Annotated in this window: 24 protein-coding genes; 18 read left to right on the plus strand and 6 right to left on the minus strand. The window is 36.4% G+C overall.

Going from position 1 to position 21,783, the window contains the following annotated elements; translation table 11 throughout:
* The first annotated feature begins 92 nt into the window (after positions 1–92).
* The 4 genes from U860_RS0107990 (at position 93) to U860_RS0108005 (ending at position 3,851) form a co-directional block, all read left to right on the plus strand.
* The gene (locus U860_RS0107990) at positions 93–341 is read left to right on the plus strand and encodes a DUF1294 domain-containing protein (protein WP_025148100.1); all 249 of its coding nucleotides are present in this window, start codon (positions 93–95) and stop codon (positions 339–341) included.
* A 104-nt stretch (positions 342–445) separates the two neighbouring features.
* Entirely contained in the window at positions 446–1,387 is a 942-nt protein-coding gene (rarD, locus tag U860_RS0107995; protein WP_025148101.1) for an EamA family transporter RarD, read from the plus strand.
* A gap of 81 nt (positions 1,388–1,468) precedes the next feature.
* A complete protein-coding gene (locus U860_RS0108000; RefSeq protein ID WP_025148102.1) occupies positions 1,469–1,894 on the plus strand; it encodes a divergent PAP2 family protein in 426 nt (141 codons plus the stop codon).
* Positions 1,895–1,997: 103 nt separating this feature from the next.
* A complete protein-coding gene (locus tag U860_RS0108005; RefSeq protein ID WP_025148103.1) occupies positions 1,998–3,851 on the plus strand; it encodes a prenyltransferase/squalene oxidase repeat-containing protein in 1,854 nt (617 codons plus the stop codon).
* 73 nt (positions 3,852–3,924) lie between these two features.
* On the opposite strand, the gene U860_RS0108010 is transcribed toward U860_RS0108005, so the two are convergent.
* Entirely contained in the window at positions 3,925–4,074 is a 150-nt protein-coding gene (locus U860_RS0108010) for a YfhD family protein (RefSeq protein WP_025148104.1), read from the minus strand.
* A 133-nt stretch (positions 4,075–4,207) separates the two neighbouring features.
* Here U860_RS0108010 and fabG point away from each other — a divergent pair, with 133 nt between their 5' ends.
* Positions 4,208–4,948: a 3-oxoacyl-ACP reductase FabG gene (fabG, locus tag U860_RS0108015; protein ID WP_025148105.1), complete on the plus strand. Its 741-nt coding sequence runs from the start codon at positions 4,208–4,210 to the stop codon at positions 4,946–4,948.
* Positions 4,949–4,999: 51 nt separating this feature from the next.
* On the opposite strand, the gene dhaS is transcribed toward fabG, so the two are convergent.
* Positions 5,000–6,484, minus strand: coding sequence for an aldehyde dehydrogenase DhaS (gene dhaS, locus U860_RS0108020; RefSeq protein WP_002172852.1), 1,485 nt, complete (start codon positions 6,482–6,484; stop codon positions 5,000–5,002).
* Between the two features lie 272 nt (positions 6,485–6,756).
* On the opposite strand from dhaS, the gene U860_RS0108025 reads away from it, so the two are divergent.
* The 6 genes from U860_RS0108025 (at position 6,757) to U860_RS0108050 (ending at position 13,258) form a co-directional block, all read left to right on the plus strand.
* Positions 6,757–7,035 (plus strand): YhdT family protein, encoded by a 279-nt coding sequence (locus U860_RS0108025; RefSeq protein WP_002172851.1) that lies wholly within the window; start codon positions 6,757–6,759, stop codon positions 7,033–7,035.
* A gap of 3 nt (positions 7,036–7,038) precedes the next feature.
* Entirely contained in the window at positions 7,039–8,475 is a 1,437-nt protein-coding gene (gene panF, locus U860_RS0108030) for a sodium/pantothenate symporter (protein ID WP_025148106.1), read from the plus strand.
* A gap of 134 nt (positions 8,476–8,609) precedes the next feature.
* Entirely contained in the window at positions 8,610–9,542 is a 933-nt protein-coding gene (locus U860_RS0108035) for a nucleoside hydrolase (RefSeq protein ID WP_025148107.1), read from the plus strand.
* Between the two features lie 96 nt (positions 9,543–9,638).
* Positions 9,639–10,751 carry a serine hydrolase gene (locus U860_RS0108040; protein WP_025148108.1) on the plus strand — a complete coding sequence of 371 codons (1,113 nt, stop codon included), beginning with the start codon at positions 9,639–9,641 and terminating at the stop codon, positions 10,749–10,751.
* A gap of 101 nt (positions 10,752–10,852) precedes the next feature.
* Positions 10,853–12,361, plus strand: coding sequence for an argininosuccinate lyase (argH, locus tag U860_RS0108045; protein ID WP_025148109.1), 1,509 nt, complete (start codon positions 10,853–10,855; stop codon positions 12,359–12,361).
* 60 nt (positions 12,362–12,421) lie between these two features.
* A complete protein-coding gene (locus U860_RS0108050) occupies positions 12,422–13,258 on the plus strand; it encodes a GNAT family N-acetyltransferase (protein WP_025148110.1) in 837 nt (278 codons plus the stop codon).
* Positions 13,259–13,286: 28 nt separating this feature from the next.
* Here the strand turns inward: U860_RS0108050 and U860_RS0108055 are convergent, their stop codons facing one another.
* Complete coding sequence (locus tag U860_RS0108055; protein WP_025148111.1) at positions 13,287–14,036, minus strand: (S)-benzoin forming benzil reductase; 750 nt, start codon at positions 14,034–14,036, stop codon at positions 13,287–13,289.
* Positions 14,037–14,307: 271 nt separating this feature from the next.
* Between U860_RS0108055 and U860_RS0108060 the strand changes: the two genes are divergently transcribed.
* The 3 genes from U860_RS0108060 (at position 14,308) to U860_RS0108070 (ending at position 15,748) form a co-directional block, all read left to right on the plus strand.
* Entirely contained in the window at positions 14,308–14,649 is a 342-nt protein-coding gene (locus U860_RS0108060) for an ASCH domain-containing protein (RefSeq protein ID WP_025148112.1), read from the plus strand.
* A complete protein-coding gene (locus U860_RS0108065; protein WP_025148113.1) occupies positions 14,646–15,041 on the plus strand; it encodes an NUDIX domain-containing protein in 396 nt (131 codons plus the stop codon). Before U860_RS0108060 ends, U860_RS0108065 begins: the two co-directional genes overlap by 4 nt.
* 86 nt (positions 15,042–15,127) lie before the next feature.
* A complete protein-coding gene (locus U860_RS0108070; RefSeq protein ID WP_002172841.1) occupies positions 15,128–15,748 on the plus strand; it encodes a GPR1/FUN34/YaaH family transporter in 621 nt (206 codons plus the stop codon).
* 39 nt (positions 15,749–15,787) lie between these two features.
* Here U860_RS0108070 and U860_RS0108075 read toward each other — a convergent pair whose 3' ends face one another.
* On the minus strand, positions 15,788–16,885 hold the full coding sequence (locus U860_RS0108075; protein ID WP_025148114.1) for a phosphodiester glycosidase family protein: 1,098 nt from the start codon (positions 16,883–16,885) through the stop codon (positions 15,788–15,790).
* A gap of 316 nt (positions 16,886–17,201) precedes the next feature.
* Between U860_RS0108075 and U860_RS0108080 the strand changes: the two genes are divergently transcribed.
* The 4 genes from U860_RS0108080 (at position 17,202) to U860_RS0108095 (ending at position 20,046) form a co-directional block, all read left to right on the plus strand.
* Positions 17,202–17,645, plus strand: coding sequence for a flavodoxin (locus U860_RS0108080; protein ID WP_025148115.1), 444 nt, complete (start codon positions 17,202–17,204; stop codon positions 17,643–17,645).
* 16 nt (positions 17,646–17,661) lie between these two features.
* A complete protein-coding gene (locus U860_RS0108085) occupies positions 17,662–18,561 on the plus strand; it encodes a hypothetical protein (RefSeq protein ID WP_025148116.1) in 900 nt (299 codons plus the stop codon).
* A gap of 219 nt (positions 18,562–18,780) precedes the next feature.
* The gene (cspB, locus tag U860_RS0108090; protein WP_001179148.1) at positions 18,781–18,981 is read left to right on the plus strand and encodes a cold shock-like protein CspB; all 201 of its coding nucleotides are present in this window, start codon (positions 18,781–18,783) and stop codon (positions 18,979–18,981) included.
* Between the two features lie 210 nt (positions 18,982–19,191).
* Positions 19,192–20,046, plus strand: a complete 855-nt coding sequence (locus U860_RS0108095) for an exonuclease (protein WP_025148117.1) — start codon at positions 19,192–19,194, stop codon at positions 20,044–20,046.
* 137 nt (positions 20,047–20,183) lie between these two features.
* Here the strand turns inward: U860_RS0108095 and U860_RS0108100 are convergent, their stop codons facing one another.
* Both U860_RS0108100 and U860_RS0108105 read right to left on the minus strand, forming a co-directional pair.
* A complete protein-coding gene (locus tag U860_RS0108100) occupies positions 20,184–21,275 on the minus strand; it encodes a DUF3900 domain-containing protein (protein WP_025148118.1) in 1,092 nt (363 codons plus the stop codon).
* A 115-nt stretch (positions 21,276–21,390) separates the two neighbouring features.
* Positions 21,391–21,723 (minus strand): hypothetical protein, encoded by a 333-nt coding sequence (locus U860_RS0108105; protein WP_025148119.1) that lies wholly within the window; start codon positions 21,721–21,723, stop codon positions 21,391–21,393.
* Between the last annotated feature and the right edge of the window lie 60 nt (positions 21,724–21,783).

Here is a 21,783-nt window from a genome sequence, read left to right on the forward strand (position 1 = left end):
AAAGGGTTATTTTTAACCTATAGCCATTTTTTAATTGTGTGCACCTTATTTTCGTGTTAACATAAAGCGAATTTTTTTAGGGAGAGAAAGAAATGAAATGGATTTATTTTATTATTATCAACGTTATAGCATTTAGTATGATGGGACTTGATAAGCGAAAAGCAAAGGAAAAACAGCGGAGAACGCCAGAAAGTACGTTATTTTTATCAGCTGCAGCTGGAGGAGCGGTTGGAGCTTGGATTGGTATGTATATGTTTCATCATAAGACACATAAAAGTAAATTTGTCTTCGGTATTCCAGTGCTCGTTATTGTAACAGTTGGCATGTTTTTATACATATAAGGGATTGGCAAGAGGAATGTCGAAAGAAATGCAGATTGGATATTGGTAAAGTAAGCATGTAAGACCTTATAATGAAGAAAAAAGAGAAGAGGAGAACAAGGAAGATGGGGAGTCAAACAGCACAACAAAAGCAGGGGATTATATATGCGGCGGGTGCGTATACGATGTGGGGAATCCTTCCGATTTATTGGAAATGGGTGGAGGAAGTTCCGGCAGACGAAATTTTAGCGCACCGCATTGTTTGGGCATTTGTTTTTATGTTGTTAGTTTTAGGAGTAACGAAGCGGTTTCGTCAGTTTGGTGGGGAGTTAGTGACCCTTTTTAAACGACCTAAATTATTAATGTCATTAACAATTGCTTCGGTACTCATTAGTGGAAACTGGTTTGTATACATATGGGCCGTAAATCATAACCATGTAATCGAAGCAAGTCTTGGTTATTATATTAATCCACTTATAAGTATTTTACTTGGTACAGTTGTTTTAAAAGAGAAGCTTAATTTTTGGCAATATGTTGCGGTTGGTTTAGCCGGAGTAGGCGTTGTTATTTTAACAGTACGTTTCGGATCTATTCCATGGGTTTCTCTTTCACTTGCTTTTTCATTTGGATTATATGGATTAACAAAAAAATTATTAAATTACGACGCGACAATTGGGCTTACGATGGAAACGATGATAGTGACGCCATTTGCGCTTATCTATTTGTTTATGACAGGAGTGCATGGCTTTGGTTCGTTCGGTTCCATTTCGGCTACATCAACGTTTCTTTTGATAGGAGCAGGTATTGTCACAGCGTTACCACTCTTTTATTTCGCTAAAGGGGCACAGCTTATTCCGCTCTATATGGTAGGGTTTTTACAATATATTGCACCGACTATTAGTTTAATTTTAGGTGTATTCGTTTTTGGTGAACATTTCACATCTACTCATATGATTGCATTTTTCTGTATATGGGTTGCTTTATTTGTCTTTTCGATAGCGAAAACAAAGTTTTTACTACAGAAACAACCGAAATTTATTAAAAATAAATCAGCAAAAGTATCATAATGCGTAGTATTTTCTACGCATTTTTCTTTATACTTATAATTATATAGAAGTTCCATTATAGTCAGTGAGGAGCTGAAAAACATGGAAACAATTTTACATAATGATCCGCTTATGGCAGCTGTAATTTCTTGGTTTTTAGCGCAGTTAACGAAAGTTGTTTTTAAATTAGTAAAAACTGGCGAGTTTGATTTTGCAAAGTTTTTCGCTTCAGGTGGAATGCCAAGTTCACATGCCTCGACTGTTACGGCACTTGCTACAGGTGTCGGAGTTGTGGAAGGGGTGGAAAGTTCAATGTTCGCGGTTGCTGCTATTTTTGCCATTATTGTTATGTATGATGCTTCAGGAGTAAGACTTGCGGTAAGTAAGCAAGCGAAAATATTGAATGATTTTTTTCACGGCAGGCAAACAGATTATAAAAAGTTAAATGAGCTCGTTGGACATACGCCGTATCAGGTTGTTGTTGGTGCTTTATTAGGTATTTTCGTTGGAGTTGGATATTGTTTATAAGCAGAACGTGAAGCTATACACGTTCTGCTTCTCTTTGTTTTCATACATATTTAGCTGGCTTTTCGAATATCGTATACGGACTTAGAAAGGGTGGGTGAATAGAGTGCTACTATATGACAAAGTGCGTGACGAAATTGAGCGGAGAACGACTGCACTTCAAACGATGCAAAGGCAAGATGGAACGTGGAGATTTTGTTTTGAAGGGGCTCCGTTAACGGATTGTCATATGATTTTTTTACTTAAATTGTTAGGGCGAGATGATGAAATAGAACCATTCGTGAAAAGGGTAGCATCTCTCCAAACAAATGAAGGAACATGGAAATTATATGAAGATGAGCCTGGAGGGAATTTATCCGCAACGATTCAAGCATATGTTGCTTTACTTGCTTCAAGAAAGTATTCGAAAGAAGATGTGAATATGAAGCGAGCTGAAATGTTTATTAAGGAACGCGGTGGAGTTTCTCGTGCTCATTTTATGACGAAATTTTTATTAGCGATTCACGGGGAATATGATTATCCTGCTCTTTTTCACTTTCCAACGCCGATCTTATTTTTACAAGATGACTCCCCCCTCAGTATATTTGAGCTAAGCAGCTCAGCACGGATACATTTAATTCCGATGATGATTTGTATGAATAAGAGATTTCGTATAGAGAAAAAGTTATTGCCAAATTTAAATCATATTGCAGGCGGGGGTGGACAATGGTTTCGAGAGGAGCGGTCACCGCTGTTTCAAACATTATTGGGCGATGTGAAAAAGGTAATATCTTATCCGCTTTCTTTGCATCATAAAGGATACGAAGAAGTAGAGCGCTTTATGAAAGAGCGTATTGATGAAAATGGAACATTATATAGTTACGCGAGTGCTACGTTTTATATGATTTATGCTTTGCTTGCATTAGGACACTCTATTCAGTCTCCTGTTATTGAGAAGGCTGTAACGGGATTGAAACCTTATGCATGTAAGATAGGAAGAGGAAGTCACTTGCAAAATTCTCCCTCTACCATATGGGATACCGCTTTACTCAGTTATTCATTACAAGAGGCTAATGTTACAAAAGAAAATAAGATGATTCAAAGGGCGACAGAGTATTTATTGCAAAGACAACAAACTAAAAAGGTAGATTGGAGCGTACACGCACCGTCACTTATGGCTGGTGGTTGGGGCTTTTCAGATGTTAATACGACGATTCCTGATGTAGACGATACAACTGCTGCTCTTAGAGTGTTAGCACGAAGTAGAGGGAATAAGAGAGTAGATGATGCATGGGGAAGAGGCGTAGAATGGGTAAAAGGATTACAAAACAGTGATGGAGGCTGGGGAGCTTTTGAACGAGGGGTAACGAGCCGTATATTAGCAAATTTGCCGATTGAAAACGCGAGTGATATGATAACAGATCCGTCTACACCAGATATTACAGGTAGGGTGTTAGAATTTTTCGGCACATACGCGCCGAATGAATTGCCAGAGGAGCAAAAAAAGAAAGCTGTAAAATGGCTAATGGATGTACAGGAACAGAATGGATCCTGGTATGGGAAATGGGGGATATGCTATATATATGGTACATGGGCAGCGATGACAGGCTTACGTGCATTAGGAATTTCTTCGACTCATTCGTCATTAAAAAAAGCAGCATCATGGCTCGAGCATTTGCAGCATGCAGATGGAGGTTGGGGAGAATCATGTCAAAGTAGTGTAGATAAAAGATTTATTTCTTTGCCCTTTAGTACGCCGTCACAAACAGCGTGGGCACTTGATGCACTCATTTCTTACAATGATAAAGAAACACCGGTTATTCGAAAGGGAATTTCATATTTGCTCGCGCAGCCTACTATGAATGAAAAATATCCTACTGGTACAGGGTTACCAGGGGGATTTTATATTCGTTATCATAGTTACGGACACATATACCCGTTGCTTGCTTTGGCACATTATATAAAAAAATATAAAAAATAAACCGAGAGTAGCCCTCGGTTTATTTTTGGGGTAGTAGGTCCCTGTTGAAAAGAATAAGGAACATTGTAATGCCTTATTTTTCAGTTGACTGGCGTTTTTGACGTGCATCAGCGGCATTTGCACGTGCGTTTGCTTCTAAGTCATTGTGGTCAGCGAGTTCTCGTGAGAACTCAACATCAATGCCGTCAGCAGCTTTGTTTCGATCTACATTCTTTTTTTTCATTTGACACAATCTCCTTGTGTTTTATGCGGTGTTGCAAAGTTAGTTTGACACAAATAGACTTTTTTATACAAAGAGGATTTGGAAAGCAAAGAGCCGAAATATACAGTATAACGAATAGAAATGGGGGATAGGGATGGACTTTTTAAATGGGAAAACAGCTGTTGTAACAGGTGCTGCGCAGGGGATTGGAAAAGAAATCGCAAGAGTTTATGCGAAGCTTGGGGCTAAAGTATTAATTAGTGATGTAAATGAAGAGAAGTTACAAGAAACGACACGTGAGTTATCGGATGAAGGGTATGAAGTGAGCTTATATCGATGTGATGTGAGTAATCAAAATGAAGCGAAATCATTAATTGAGTATGCAGTTCAAAAATTTGGTGCATTACATATTTTAGTGAATAATGCTGGAATTACAAAAGATGCAATGTTACATAAAATGGAGAAGTCTGCTTGGGAACAAGTATTACAAGTTAATTTAACTGGCGTTTTTTATTGTATGCAGCCAGCGCTTCTTTATATGAGACAACAACAGTATGGACGGGTTATTAATATTTCTTCTATTAGTAGGGAAGGAAATATTGGACAAGCAAATTATGCGGCTACAAAAGCAGGGGTTGTAGGTTTAACAAAAACAGCAGCGAAAGAGGTTGGAAGTTTTGGTATTACGTGTAATGCGATTTGTCCAGGATTTATGGATACAAATATGACCAAAACAATACCGGATAAAGTAAAAGAGAAAATGGTTGGAGCGATTCCAGTTGGAAGAATCGGAACACCGGAGGATATTGCAAACGCAGCAGCCTTTCTAGCATCAGAGTATGCATCTTATATTACAGGAGAGGTTTTACATGTTAGTGGCGGGTTGCAAGTTTAAATGAATACATAACGAGAAAGAACCCGACCTATTAGGTCAGGTTCTTTCTCGTTAGTTTAAGTTGATCCAAACGCTCTTCACTTCTGTATAGTTGTTTAGTGCATAAGATCCCATTTCGCGACCAAGGCCAGATTGTTTAAATCCTCCAAATGGAGATGCTGCATCAAAGACGTTATAACAGTTTACCCATACTGTACCTGCACGAACTTTACTTGCGATATAATGTGCAGTTTTTACGTTTTCTGTCCATACACCAGCCGCTAAGCCGAATTGTGATTTGTTCGCACGCTCAATTACCTCGTCAATATCATTGAATGGTAATGCAGAAATAACTGGACCAAAAATTTCTTCTTTAGCGATTGTCATCTCATCATTTACGTCCGCAAATATTGTTGGAGAAACGAAATATCCTTGGTCGAATGGTTTGTTTCCTCCGCAAAGTACTTCAGCACCTTCTTCAATTCCTTTTTCAATATAGCCCATTACGCGTTTTTGTTGTTCTTCAGAAACGAGAGGACCGATTGTAGTTTCTGGATTTAGACCGGTGCCTTGATTCAATTTTTTAGAATACAGAACGAGATCAGCCATGACATTATCGTACATTTTCTTCGGAATAAATAAGCGTGACCCAGCACAGCACACTTGTCCTTGGTTAAACATAACACCAGAAAGTGCAGCTGGAATTGCTCGAGATAAGTCAGCGTCTGGTAAAATAATGTTTGGTGATTTACCACCAAGCTCTAATGTAACGCGTTTCAATGATTCAGATGCTTGTCTCATAATTTGTTTTCCGACTGGAGTGGAGCCTGTAAATGCAATTTTATCAACGAGTGGATGATTAACGAGAGCTTGTCCAGCTGTTTCTCCGAATCCAGGAACGATGTTGACAACGCCTTTCGGGAATCCAGCTTCTTCAAATAATTCAGCTAAGTATAGAGCAGATAGTGGAGTTTGTTCAGCAGGTTTTAGGACGATTGTACATCCTGTTGCAAGAGCGGCTCCCATTTTCCACATTGCCATAAGAAGTGGGAAGTTCCATGGGATAATTTGGCCGACAACACCAACTGCTTCATGGCGTGTATAGTTAAAGTACTCACCGGAAACAGGGATTGTTTGCCCGACGATTTTTGTAGCCCAACCAGCATAGTAACGCATATGTTCAATTGCAAGCGGGACGTCTGCTGTCATTGTTTCACGGATTGGTTTTCCGTTATCTAACGTTTCGAGCTGTGCAAGCTCTTCTTTATGTTCTTCCATTAAATCAGCAAGCTTGTACATAAGACGACTTCGTTCAGAGGCGCTCATACGTGACCAAGGACCTTCGTCGAAAGCCATTCGAGCTGCTACGACAGCTTTATGAATATCTTCGCGACCAGCTTCAGAAACGACAGCTAGAGTTTCACCAGTTGCTGGGTTAGGAGTTTTAAAAGTTTTTCCGGAAGCGCTTTCGATAAACGTTCCATTCACATATAATTTCTTTGTACCTTGAAGAAATTTCTCTACTTTTTCATGAAGATTTACAGCTAGTTGACTCATTGCATAACCCCCTTGAAAATATAATGTAAACGCAGTACGAGACGGCGTTTATTCCGAAATCAAGGATGTGGGAACTAGATGAAAAACCTCTACTTAAAATCATAAATAACAAATACAGAAAATTCAAATTTCATTTGTGTTACAAATGTAAAAAATATGTAATGAAATATTGTATTCTATATAATTACAAAAAATCCTGCGCGTTTTTGTTTTCTAGTAGGAAAAACTAGAAGAACAGTGGTACAATTATACATCGTGAGAGGAGGGAGAAAATGAAGGATTATCATGATGATCCACGCTTTCGAATTGCCCATAGAGAAGCGTTAATTGGTCTTGGACTAGCTATTATTAATTTTATAATATGGTATGGATTTGCTTATGGGCTTGGCAGTAAGGATCCGAGTGAATATACATATGTATTAGGTTTTCCAGCATGGTTTTTTTATAGCTGTATCGTTGGATTTATCGTAATAGTTATTTTGCTTATTTTAGTTGTTCGTTTTTTATTTCAAGATATTTCACTCGATGAGGAAGAAAAAAGTGAGGAATGATAGATGAATTGGTATGTAATAATTCCAATGATAATTTCTTTTATCGTTGTGTTTTTAATTGGTGTATTTGCATCAAGACGTGTACAAGCAACTGCTAATAATAAATTTTTGCAAGAATATTTTCTTGGTGGGCGTGAGCTTGGCGGCTTATTATTAGCTATGACGATGATAGCTACGTACGGTAGTGCAAGTAGCTTTATTGGTGGGCCTGGTATTGCTTACAATATGGGACTTGGATGGGTGTTGTTATCGGCGATTCAAGTTGTAACAGGATATATTGTTTTAACGGTTATTGGTAAAAAGTTTGCTATTATCGCTAGGAAGATGGAGGCAATTACGCTTATTGATTATTTAAAGGGAAGATACAATAATAAGGCGGTAGTTGTTCTTTCTGCATTATGTATTATAATCTTTTTGTTTTCAGCAACAGTAGCTCAGTGGGTTGGTGGCGGACGATTAATTGAGTCACTAACAGGACTTTCCTATACAACGGCACTATTTTTATTTACATTTTCTGTACTTGTGTACGTGTTAATTGGTGGATTTCGTGCAGTCGCTTTATCAGATACATTATTAGGAATCATTATGTTAGTCGGAACAACAATCATTTTAATTGCTACTGTCATTGCTGGTGGTGGGGTTGAAAAGATAATGCATGAACTCGTTCAAATTAATCCAAAGCTAATAACACCATTCGGTGCGGACGGTAGTTTAACAAAAGCATATGTCACATCATTTTGGATTTTAATTGGAATTGGTGTCGTTGGATTACCACAAATTAGTGTGCGTGCTATGTCTTATAAAAATTCAAAAGCTATGCATCAGGCGCTAATCATTGGAACGGTTGTCGTTGGTACAATTATGATTGGTATGCATTTAACGGGTGTATTTGCACGAGTAGTACTTCCAGGTATAACGGTACCAGATAAAGTAATGCCGCTATTAGCGATGGAAGTGTTGCCACCTTGGTTAGCTGGAGTTTTCTTAGCTGCACCAATGGCAGCAATAATGTCTACTGTAAACTCATTATTATTACTTGTAAGTTCGTCAATTATTAAGGATATATATGTGAATTACATAAATAAAGAGGCAGCGGATAGTACGATAAAGAAAGGTAGTCTATGGATTACTGGTATCGTAGGATTACTCGTATATGCTGCAGCTATTAAGCCACCAGATTTTTTAATTTGGTTAAATTTATTTTCCTTCGGTGGTTTAGAAGCGGCGTTCATTTGGCCGATTGTGTTAGGTTTATATTGGAGAAAGGGAAATGCAACTGGAGCTCTCGCTTCTATTTTAGTTGGAGTAGGTTCCTATATGTTTATTCATCTTTGTTTTCCTAATCCATTTGGTATACATACAGTTGTTTTCCCGATATGCTTTGCTTTTATTGCTTATATAATTGGTAGTATGGTTACGATGAAAAAAGTAGCGGGATAAAATTGAAAAAACGTAGGGACTTCTACTATGAAGTTTCTACGTTTTTTTGTATATAACAAAATTTTTCTTTTTCATTCTGTATGCTGTCATGTATTCATAAAGTAATAACAATTGATGGGATGGAGTTGAGGTCTATGAAAAAAATATTATTTTTAGGAGACCCGGGAATTGACGACTCTTTAGCAATTATGTATGGATTGTTGCATCCTGATATAGATATTGTTGGAGTAGTAACGGGATATGGGAATGTAACGCAGGAAAAGGCGACGAGTAATGCGGCGTATTTATTGCAAATAGCGGGCCGGGAAGATATACCTGTTATTAATGGGGCTAAAATACCTTTGTCTGGGGAGTTTGTAACGTATTACCCAGAAATTCATGGAGCAGACGGCTTAGGTCCGATTCGTCCCCCTAAAGCCTTTTCTCCAAATATAAAACCTTTTTGTGAGTTTTTTGATATCATTGAAAAATATAAGGGTGAACTAATTATTGTTGATGCCGGCCGGTCAACAACGTTGGCGACGGCATTTATTTTGGAGAAACCGATGATGAAGTATGTGAAGGAATATTATATAATGGGCGGTGCTTTTTTAATGCCCGGAAATGTTACACCAGTCGCGGAGGCGAATTTTCATGGGGACCCAATTGCATCACAATTAGTTATGCAAAATGCAAAAAATGTGACATTAATACCGCTTAACGTTACATCAGAAGCGATTATTACACCGGAAATGGTGAAATACATTACGAAACATTCTAAAACGAATTTTAAGAAATTAATAGAACCGATTTTCACGTATTATTATAAAGCTTATAAAAACCTCAATCCTAAAATAACAGGGAGCCCAGTGCACGATGTAGTAACGATGATGGTAGCATCAAATCCATCTCTTTTAGATTACGTTTATCGCCGTGTTGATGTAGATACGATTGGAGTTGCAAAAGGAGAAAGTATCGCTGATTTTCGTCCTCAGCCTGATTCGAAAGCATTGAAAAATTGGGTGAAAATTGGTTGGTCTTTACATTATAAAAAGTTTCTTGAGGATTTTGTGAAAATTATGACGTAGACATAATAGTCGAATACAAGTTAAAATAATGGAGATGATTATTTTGTTATTAAGAGATAAATAGAGAAGAGCTACACAATAGGAGAGGAATTTTACTTGAAAAAAACTATAGTATGCGCAGTGATTGTGGGTATTTTTGTTTTGCTAATATCAGGTAACTTTTTAGTGAAAAAAGTTTGGAGTTCAAATAATGATGATGCGCAATATATAGCATCCTTTATTGAAGAACATAAAGATGAAAAAAATAGTGCACTTCTAATAAAAAGAAATGATAAAGTTGTTTATTCTGTAAATCCAAATGTTGTATTGCCAGTTGCTAGTACGATGAAGTTAATTGTGGCGCTTGAATATACGAAACAAGTTACAGAGGGGAAAATTGATTCGTCTAGTTTCGTCTCAATTAATGATGTGAATCGTTATTATGTACCAAATACAGATGGTGGTGCACAGGACAGGTGGCAAAATTATTTGCAGAAAACAGGGAAGATAACTGAAGGAGCGGTTTCTTTAGAAGAAGTTGCAAAAGGAATGGTTAAGTTCAGTTCAAATGCAAATACTGAATATTTAATGGAAGTGTTAGGGTTAGATAATATTAATCGAAATTTACAAAGCTTAGCGCTCCCTGCACACCAACCACTGTTTCCGATTGTTTCATCTTTATATATTCCAGGATATTTGCATAAAGAATTACATGTTCCGAAATATAAAATAGAGAAGAAGTTAAAAGAAATGTCTCAAGAGCAATATCGAGAGTATGCCATGATTATTCATGAACGCTTAAAAAAGAAGGGACCATTATTATTACAGCAGGAAATTCCTCTGTATTTAGAGGAACGATATGATAAAATTTGGTCGGATAGATTACCTGCCGCATCGGCAAATGATTATATGGTATTGCTTCAAAAGGCAAATCATAAAGGTGGCCTTACAGAAGCTGAAGAAAAAGTGTGGGCGAATATCGTTGAAACAGATATGAGTGCAAAGAAATATCGTAAAACATTCAGGCATGCTGGACAAAAGAATGGCTATACACCATGGACGGTAACTAAAGCAGTTTATGCAATGGATAAACGCGGAAACTGTACAGAAATTGTTTTCTTAGCAAATAATTTAAATGAAGATGACAGTGCTGAAATACGTAAACACTTGGCAAATTTACATTTCCAAGTGTTGCAAAGTGATAAGTATGATGCGACTGTTATTAAATAAACTCGGTGCTATAAGCGCCGAGTTTATTTTTGTGTACAAGCACTTTTTCGCTATCGCTGGGTATGATGGGTAGTAATACTTAGGCGAAAGGGGAAAAGGTGATGAAACAGAGTAAAGAAGAGTTTATAAAGAGTGAAGGCGCTGATTTCCCTGGGAAATCATATGTGGATTGTGTATTACAGCATGTATTTGATTTTCAACGCAATTATTTATTGAAAGATATGTTTCAAGTGCATAGGGCACATATTACTATGTTAACTGAAGAAAAGTTAATGAAAAGAGAAGAAGCTAAAGTTATACTAACAGCACTAAAAAAGGTAGAGGCAATTCCGAAGGATCAATTGCTATATACGGAGCAACATGAAGATCTTTTTTTCTTAGTTGAACATTTAATAGTTCAAGAAGCAAAGTGTGAATTTGTAAGTAATATGCATATCGGTAGAAGTAGAAATGATATGGGCGTAACGATGTATCGTATGAGTTTGCGGCAATATGTATTGCGGTTAATGGAGCACCATTTATTACTGCAAGAAAGCATGCTCCAACTCGCTGAGGAACATATGGAAACAATAATGCCTGCATATACACATACACAACCAGCGCAACCGACAACATTTGGTCATTATTCTTTAGCAATTTACGATACGATGCAAAGAGACTTAGAACGAATGAAAAGAACGTACCATCTTTTAAATCAGTCTCCAATGGGAGCTGCGGCCCTTTCTACAACAAGTTTTCCGATTAAGAGAGAACGAGTGGCGCAGTTGCTTGGATTTACAAATGTAATTGAAAACTCATATGACGCTGTTGCTGGAGCGGATTATTTATTAGAAGTTAGCTCGTTACTTATGGTAATTATGACGAATACGAGTAGGTGGATTCATGACTTCTTATTATTGGCAACGAAAGAGTATGACGGTATTACTGTTGCAAAGTCATATGTGCAAATTAGTAGTATTATGCCGCAAAAACGAAATCCAGTTTCAATTGAACATGCCCGTGCTATTACGAGTAGCGCTTTAGGTGAAGCATTTACTGTATTTCAAATGATTCATAATACACCATTTGGTGATATTGTCGATACAGAGGATGACTTACAGCCGTATTTATATAACGGAATCGAAAAGGCGATTCGTGTTTTTCGTATTATGAATGCAGTCATTCGAACGATGAAAGTAGAAGAGGAAACGTTAAAAAATCGTTCCTATAAACATGCAATTACGATAACAGATTTCGCAGATATTTTAACAAAAAACTATGAAGTTCCATTTCGGCATGCACATCATGCAGCAAGTACTATAGCGAATATGTCATTGGGGCAGAAAAAGGAGCTGCATGAATTAAATTTCAAAGACGTAAATGTATACTTACAAGAAAACTTGAAAGTGAATTTATTAGAAGAAGAGTGGAAAGAAATTATATCGCCAGAAGCTTTTATTCAAAAAAGAAATGTATACGGTGGACCGAGTAAAAAAGAAATGGAGCGTATGATTAAAAATCGTAAAGAGTCATTTCAGAGTGAAGAAGAGATATTTGAAAAGGAAAAACGGAGAATTTTACGAGCTGAAAATGATTTAAACACATTAGTTTCCAATATTATTGAATCGTAAAAGAAGGATTTGATGAATTAATCGCCAATATTTAATTAAAATAAAAATTGAGGGAAGAGATTGTCGATGATTCAATTGCACGTATATGAAGAGGTTATTCGTTTTAAAGAAGATGTTATACCATTTTTAGAAAAGAATGAGCAGGAAAATAATTTAATATTAGGCGTATTACAAGTTATTAAAGAACCGATATTTATGGCGGCAGCGAAACAAGGAGAAGAAGTGGCGATTGTATTTCTTCAAACAGTGGAGAAACAAATGATCGTTGCTACGTCTGAAATTTCGGAAGAGGATATAGTGGAACTTGCAAAGGAGTTAACGAAAGTATATCCAAATATTCCTGGATTGATCGGTAATAAAAAAATCGTACAGAAATTAGCTGAAGAGATTGCGATATTAGAACAGAAAAAAACTACTGTTGTGATGGAGCAAGGTGTATATGAACTAAAACGAGTAAAGAAGAAGTGGAACGGGAATGGGATTTTTCGAGAAATAAATAGCGATGAACTTCCATTAATAGAAAAATGGGTATATCAATTTTGTGAAGACGTGAAGCTTCCTACTACGAAAGAAGAAGCAAAACAAACTGCACATACGTTAATAACTACCAATCGTCTATTTGGTCTGGAAGTGGAAGGTAAACTAATCTCTATAGCTGCAAAAACGAGACCAACTACAAATAATATAACAGTCAATTTCGTTTATACGCCGAAAGAAGAACGGAAAAAAGGGTACGCATCTAATTGTGTAGCCGCACTTAGTCAACGTATGTTAGATGAAGGCTACAAAACAACTACATTATATACCGATCTAGCGAATCCAACATCTAATAAAATTTATCAAGAAATTGGTTATGAGCAAATTATGGAGTCTGTACTTATATTTATTGAAAAATAAAAAGGCGCGCTATGAACGTGCCTTTTTACTATTCATCAATTCGAATAACCTCGCCTTGTGGGAAGTCCTCAGTTTCTAGTAAATTACGAATAGCTTTCGCAACATATTCAGGTGACAGTAGCTTTCCTTCTGCTTTTAATGCGGTGAATCGATCTAAGTTTGTGAAATCCTCTTTGTTAGCCCCGCGAATTTGTTTTTGCATATTTGTATCAACAACACCTGGTGCAAAAGCGACGATTTTAACAGGGAATTCTCTTTCCGCTTCTTCAGTAGCTATGCACTGTGTAAACATATTGACACCGGCTTTCGTTGTGCAATAAGCTCCCCATCCGAAATAAGGATTTTTTCCTGCGCCAGATGAAATATTTATAACACGTTTTTCTACTTTCCAATTTTTCGTATGTTTCATGAAAGTGGAAGTAAGGATCATCGGTGCAATTAAATTAATGTGTACGTTCGTAATTAAAAGTTCACTTTCTGATTTTTCGATGGGTTTCATTGGTGCAACTGTGCCTGCATTATTAATTAAATGAATAGATGAGGCAGTGTCTTTTTTTATAGATGAAAAGATTTCGTTAAAGTGAGTTTCTAAATTATGTACATCTTGAAGATCTACGGAATGGAAAATACAATGGCTGTTTTTTTGCTTTGCGAGTTTTGTAAGCTCTTTATTCTCTCTTCTAGAAATAGAGATGATTGTTGTGTTTTCTTCCAACAATTGCGCGGCGATTGCCTCCCCTAAACCTTGTGAAGTTCCTGTTATGATAACGTAGCGCATAGTTTAGTAAACTCCTCTCCATATATGTGGAATTTTGTTGGACAACGTACATTGTATAGTTTGTCTACATTTTATAGTATAGAGCACTTTTTACTATAAATGAAATGAGATGATTGTGTGCCTTTTATGAATCGCTTTACAACAACAGTAACGGATATGGAACAGTATATGCAAGTGGGAAGGAGGGTGGATATTCTTGCATGAGAAAAAGTATACAAGTTCTCGTACAATACAGGCTGTATGCTAAACTAAATTATAAGGAGGGAAAAATATGAGACATCAAATGGGACTATATAATGAACCTTTTCAATCTATTTGTTCTGGCAAAAAAGTATTTGAAGTTAGGTTGTATGATAAAAAGCGTCAACAAATAAAACAAGGTGATGAAATTGTATTTACTAACCTTGTGACGGCAGAAATAATTGCTGTAAAGGTAACGGAGATAAAGCGATACGAGAGCTTTAAAGAAATGTATGAACAAATTGATGGAAAATTATTTGATCGTGAAAACGTTAGTATAGAGGAAAGGTTGGAAAGTACATACAAAATATATACGAAAGAACAAGAGAAAGAGTGGGGAACAGTTGCAATTGGTATTAAGGTAATAATATGAGAAGAAATCGCGGTGCAGCTATAATTATACAGGGTGGTAAAATCGCACTTATAAAACGTGTTCGAGAAAGTGAGATGTATTTTGTTTTTCCAGGCGGGGGGATTGAAGAAGGAGAAACACCTGAAGAAGCAACGAAGCGAGAGGTTTACGAAGAATTAGGGATACATATACAAGTGAAAAACCTTATCGCAAAGGTGGAGTATAAAGGTACCGAGTATTATTATAATGCCTATGTTACTGGTGGAGTGTTCGGAAGTGGTAACGGCGAGGAGTTCGAGTTGAAGGATAGAGGAAGCTATATTCCTGTATGGATGTCGATAAAAGAGTTGCTAAATATAAATATAAAACCTTATGATGTGGCCAAAAGTGTATTCGATTATTATGGAATATAAGGTCTGACAACATACAAAAAAAACCATTGACATAGCCTTCTGATTTAAGTATTGTATTCGAGTATGTTTATAATCAGGAGGTTTATATGAGCAATCAAACTACTACACATCATGTGAAAATGACAACAGCAGATCCATCTGGAATTGGTCTATTTGGATTAGCGATGGTAACACTTGTAGCATCATCTCAAAAGTTAGGCTTAACAGATGGCGTTTCACTTGTATTACCATGGGCAATCTTTTTAGGAGGATTTGCACAACTCTTTGCATGCATTCACGATGCAAAGCATAACAATACGTTCGGTACAACAGCATTTGGTGCTTACGGCCTATTTTGGTTAGGTGTTGGAACGTCTTGGTTAATTCAACTTGGAGTATTTGGCGAAAAATTAGCCCAAACTGCAGATTCAAAACAGCTTGGTGTAGCCTTTATCGGATACTTGATTTTTACGATCTTTATGACAATTGGTGCAATGGAAACACATAAAGTATTATTTATGATTTTCGTCCTTATTGATTTCTTATTTATTGGTCTTTCATTAAGTACATTAGGTGTTATGCCGCATGCAATGCATAATTTAGCAGCGTATTCTGAACTATGTATTTCATTATTATCTTTCTATGGTTCAGCAGCAGCAGTGTTAAATACACACTTCGGAAAAGTTGTATTACCAGTCGGAAAACCATTTGGTATTTTTAAAAAGTAATAAAAAAGAACGGATGATTGTATAGTCATCCGTTCTTTTTTATTTATTGATAGCTACAGCAGTAGATCCTGTCATTTCGGAAATCTTTTGAGAGCTTGCTGGGTTGCCGTCTATTGTTACATGAACTTGTTGCTTAGGATTCGCGGTAACAACCCAGGCGTTTGGTAAATAGCGTGATTTATGAGATAAGGTTGAAGGGATGTTTAAAATATCTCCCATTGCGTACAATGTCGCTGACGAGCCTCCGTCCATTGCCATTGCATTTACGGCCCCTTTTTCATAAAGAATATCTTGGCAGTCTCTTAAAGAAGCTCCGATACTATGAGGTTGTCTTCCGTCAATAATGAAAAACATAATTGATCCATCTTTTTTCTGAGCCATAATACTTCGGGGACCATAGCCCCATCCGCCATCATTTGTAATCATTTTTTCGCCATTTACAATTAGTTGAGGCATAAAGCCAGCAGCGGAAACGACATTTTTATTTAACAGTTGATTAGCAGAAAACTCTCCTGAAACCATTTGTCCGTATTTTGTAAGTCCACTTACGAGAGTAGGGGTATTAATGTCTTTCGGTGTGTTTATAACTTTCCCGTTTTCAATAACAATACCGATGCCTGTTTTACCACCACCATGTCCCGTTTCATCCCAAAAACCACTAGCATTTACAGCAGCAAGTGCATGATTTCGCTTTGCCATGACATATATCTTTTCTCCAACGTCTTTTCCTTGTGAACCTTGTTGTGTAACGAGATTTACATTTAATGGATTACTAATAGTCATTAATTTACCTTCGAAAAAATGGTCGTTATATTTTTTCTTAACTGTTTCAATCGAAACAGTTAGTGGTAAATTTTTCTTTCGCTCTAATTCTTGTTTTGAAAGTTTAGTATTAGCAAAATCGCTATTTTTCCATTTTGGATTTGTAATGGATTGAGAAATATCATTTAACTCATTATCAGACAGTAATGTAATTTTTGCGTATTGCGGATGTTGAGACGTTAAAATACTTTCCGCTGCGATGACACGTAAATTATGGCCGTATGAAGTGCCGAATAGAATAATGGCACCTACTGTTAATAATAGTGCAGTCAAAAGGGACGCTATTTTTAAAAGTCTAATAAAAAATTTTTTCATTATAAAGACTCCTCTTTTTGTAAGATCGAAATTGTTTGTTACCTGAAAATAATGAAATGTGTAAAGGGCCTTTCACATTATATATGCAACATATTAAATGTGAAAGGATGTATATACAATAAGTTGAGAAAGCAGATTTGGCAATAGATGAATATGAATGTTAATACTCAAAATGAAAAGGTAATAGTCAGATGTACTATTTCTTTTAACATAAATGAAAAGGATATAAATCGGATGAAAAATAATAATTGAAATTGATTCTCATTATTAATATAATGAGAATGAGAATCATTTATTGTAAGAGGGGGATGCCAAAGTGGCGAAAATTTTAATAGCGTATGCAAGTATGTCAGGAAATACAGAGAGTATAGCTGATTTAATTAAAGTAAGTTTAGATGCCTTTGATCACGAAGTAGTAATACAAGAGATGGAAGGTATGGATGCTGAAGAATTGTTAGCTTATGATGGAATTATTTTAGGGTCTTATACGTGGGGCGATGGTGAATTACCATTTGAAGCGGAAGACTTCCATGATGAGCTAGAAAATATAGATTTATCGGGTAAAAAAGTAGCTGTATTTGGATCAGGTGATACGGCGTACGAACTATTTTGTGAAGCAGTAACGATTTTTGAAGAACGTCTTGTAGGATGCGGGGCAGAACTTGTACAAGAAGGATTGAAAATTGAATTGGCTCCGGAAGACGAAGAGGACGTTGAAAAATGTAGTAATTTTGCAATTTCTTTTGCAGAGAAGTTCTAAGAATGGGAGTGTCAACGTGGAAACAATGTTAAGTGCAACTGCTATTACAAAGTTAAGAGATGGAAAACTTTTGTTAGCTACTACATATAATGGCTTATTCATTGAACAAGATGGAGAATGGAAACAGATTTTAAATGAGTTTCAAAAACGAATTCGGGATTTACATAGCGAAGGTAATGTAGTTTACGGAGTAGGAGACGAAGGAGTTTTTATTCGTAGTACGAATGGTGGAGAAACGTGGACGGTCCAGCGCTTCCCGACGAAAGCAACAAGCTGGAATGTATGTAGTAATGAGAATGGAACGGTAATTGCTCATGGAGATAAAACACTGTACCATTCTAGAAATTTCGGTTCCACCTGGGAAACTATTCATCCATTTCTTGATTACGGTAGTGATGCACCATCTATTCGTTCATTATTTTTATATAAACATTCCTTATTTATCGGTACAAAAATACATGCTAAATATGGTGGTGTTTGGCTTTTTAATTTAGAGACACATAAATTAAAAAGGATTAAAATAGCGACGAATCAGGTGATTTCTGCGTTGACTATACATAATTCCTATTTAGTAGCAGCAAGTGGATCTTGTAAGGGAATTAGCGGGAATATTTCTTTTTGTAAAATAGATGAGAGTGTTGAGAGTGATAAAATATGTTGGCATACATGTCAAAATGAGCAAAAAGCTAGTAGCTATTTAGACTTAAGTGTAGATCAACATGTGTTATATACAACGTCAACGCAAAATAAGGCGGGAATTAGCACAGTTTGCCGTGTGCTTCTTGATGAAGGAATTGTTACAGTATGTGATTCGGTTAAAGGGCATGGCTGGCGCATTGTTAATGAAAAAGAAGGCTATGTTGTAGCTGGATCAGGTGAATCAAAAGCGATGCAGTGGAAGAAAAAAACTGTATAGCTTAAAAAAAACTTTACTTTTATTATATTGATATGATATAGTTACTTTAAACCATTTTACTTTTAATAATATAGAGATTTAAATGAGCTGTAACTTCCGAGGAGGATAGCAATGTTAAATCTCCTTCGGGGGTTGCAGTTTTTTAATGTCTGACGTATTATTGTAAAGTGGTTGAAAATGAATATGTACATATAGGTACATTGTAGGAGGATTTTTTTCATGCAAAACGGTAAAGTAAAATGGTTTAACTCAGAAAAAGGTTTCGGTTTCATCGAAGTTGAAGGCGGAGAAGACGTATTCGTTCATTTCTCAGCTATCCAAGGCGACGGATTCAAAACTTTAGAAGAAGGTCAAGAAGTTACTTTCGAAGTAGAACAAGGTAACCGTGGACCTCAAGCTACAAACGTAAACAAGAAGTAATTATGAAAAAAGAAGGGCTTGCCCTTCTTTTTTTTGCGTTTTTTTGGTGAATGAATGTCCTCCTATGTACATTCGAAGATAAGACTGAATTTTTAATTTGTATTCAAGCGTATTAAATGTATAAACTGTATGTATAAATAGATACTGAAAATAAAGTGAAACTGCTAATTTAGAATTGGCATCAAAAGGAATTAGAAAGAGGTAAACAAATTGATAAACTCTACACATTTCATTGTGTTCGATATTGAAAGGAATTTCAGGCCATATAAATCAGAGGATCCGTCAGAAATAGTTGATATTGGAGCTTTAAAAATAGATGTGAGTACAATGAAGGTTATTGGAGAATTTTCAGAGTTAGTAAAACCAAGTGCTCCATTAACTCGTCATACAACAAAATTAACTGGCATTACAAAGAGAGATTTAATCGGTGTAGAGAAATTCCCTCAAATTATAGAGAAATTTATTCAGTTCATCGGAGAAGATTCTATATTTATTTCATGGGGAAAAGAAGATTATCGTTTTCTATCTCAAGATTGTACATTACACGGTGTAGAATGCCCATGTATGGAAAAAGAGAGCAGATTTGATTTGCAGAAATTTGTTTTCCAGGCGTATGAAGAATTGTTTGAACATACACCAAGTTTACAATTTGCAGTGGAGCAGCTCGGTTTAACATGGGAAGGTAGGCAACATCGTGCTTTAGCAGATGCCGAGAATACAGCAAATATATTTCTTAAAGTATATAACGAGAGAGATATTAATAAGCGATACAAGAGACATGGTGAGCTTGAACTTGTAAAGAACGGAAAACTAACAGAAAAAGCGAGAAAAAAGATGCGAAAATGGGTATTTAAAGAAATGAGAAAAAATACAGAGCACCTTTTTGTATGGAGTACATTTGAAAGTAGTGACACGTGGGAAAGTATAACGGAAAGGTATTATATAAGTGACTCTGCAGTAGAACTTCTGAAAAAACATTTTCGTACGGCGGTGAGAAAAGCGGAAAGGCAGTTGAAGTATTTGGCTGAGATGGAGAAAGCGCAGGAAGAGGGAAAGGTAACGTAAATGTATTAAGGTAGCTAAGTCTAGTCCTCTTTTTATGAGAAGAATTTATTAGTAAGTAATGTAAAAACTCCTATTCCATGTATAGATATAGGAGTTTTTTAGTATTTATTTTTTAAGTGAGTTAATCATTCGCGGTTCTATTCAATCCCGCTCGGATCATACCCAAACTGTTGCTTCTTCTCAATCCGCTCAATCACGTCTTGCAACTCATCCGGCTTCAGAAACTCAATCGGAGAGAAACCTTTTTCAAACGTAAGTGTGTCTGCTTCGATCATGAGTACATATCTGTCATTTACCTTCGCGATATGAATCAGGTCTCCGAAATCAGCAAGCAGTGCTTTCACGGAGATATGATCTGCTTTTAGTTTTAATTCCACTTCAGGGGCGTGCTCGACGATTTGAGCAGTAGCTTCCATTACTTCTTCTGTTGAAAATTGTTCCATAATTTCACGTTTTGGACTGGCAGCCCATACTTCCATCGCTTGGTCGAATTGTTCGCGTTCTTCTGTACCTTCTTCAAATACATCTTCAATTTGGTCGTATACCATGTCCATTACTTGTGTTTTCATAATTTCAGGCATAGAGCGTTCGTACTCGACGAATTTTAAGAAGTCTTCAAAGTAGCGGGCATGTGATGCTTGGTGTATTTTTAGTTCGCCTACTTCGACCATACCTTCTTCAGGCATGTATGGGTATTGGATAGACTTCATATTCTTTGTTGTAATAGCCATTTCAACGTTACGAATAAGTGTAGATTCATCAGAAATTGAAGCGACTTTTGGTTCGAAGTCACATTTCATAACGAATACGAATGGATCATCAAAATATTTGCGTAGTTTTGCTTGAGCGATTAAAAATACACCACCACGCACAGCGCTTGTGTCTAGATATGTATAAACGAGAGGTTCGCTCATATCTTTGAAGTTTTCTTTCGTTTCTGCAAAACGAATACGATTAAAAAGGTTGTAGTGAGGGTTTGAATCTAATTCATGTCCTTCTTCTACAATAAAGCGACCAATCTTTGTTGGAGCTTGTTCTGTTTTTGCATGACGTTCTACTTTTCGCTTCGATATTTTTAATAATTCACCATTCAAAAATTCTTTCAAAGAGCTATCTTCATACTCTTCCGCATCTAATGTTTGAAAATGCTTATAGCGTTTATCAACTGCTTCTCCTTTTCCTTCCACTTGTACAACATAAAAGGAAAGGAAATTTATTTCAAAATCCATATTTATCACCTTGTTTCATTTCGTTAACTCTTATCAGTATAGAGATGGAAAAAACTTTCGTCAATTTATATAAGGAAGGAAGAGTCCCTTCCTTATATATTTTTTATTTTCGAAATTAAAAGCCGTCTTCTAATGCTGAAAATGGAATGTTAAGTCTGTTTTCTACTGTACGTAAACGCTGATTTAAGCGGTTTAGTCTACGAGTATGTCGCTCAACTGTGTTTTCTAGTTGACGTACTCTTTGTTCAAGCTCATTTACTCGTCGTCCTAGTTGACGGTTTCCAGTGCCAGGAAAAGAGATTGGAAGTTGAAATTGTCTATTTGGATCATATGGATTAACTTGCTCTGTTTGATCTATATATTGTTGATATTGTGCTTGTAAATCGTATTGAGGTTGATATTCATATTCATATTGGTTATATGGATCATATGGGTTGTAGGGATACATATAAACTCCTCCATTTCTTTAAGGTGGGTTAAATTCATCATAATGTATGTGTGAAAGCGG

Origin of the sequence: Bacillus sp. H1a (genome assembly GCF_000633475.1) — a bacterium.
Lineage (GTDB): Bacteria > Bacillota > Bacilli > Bacillales > Bacillaceae_G > Bacillus_A > Bacillus_A paramycoides.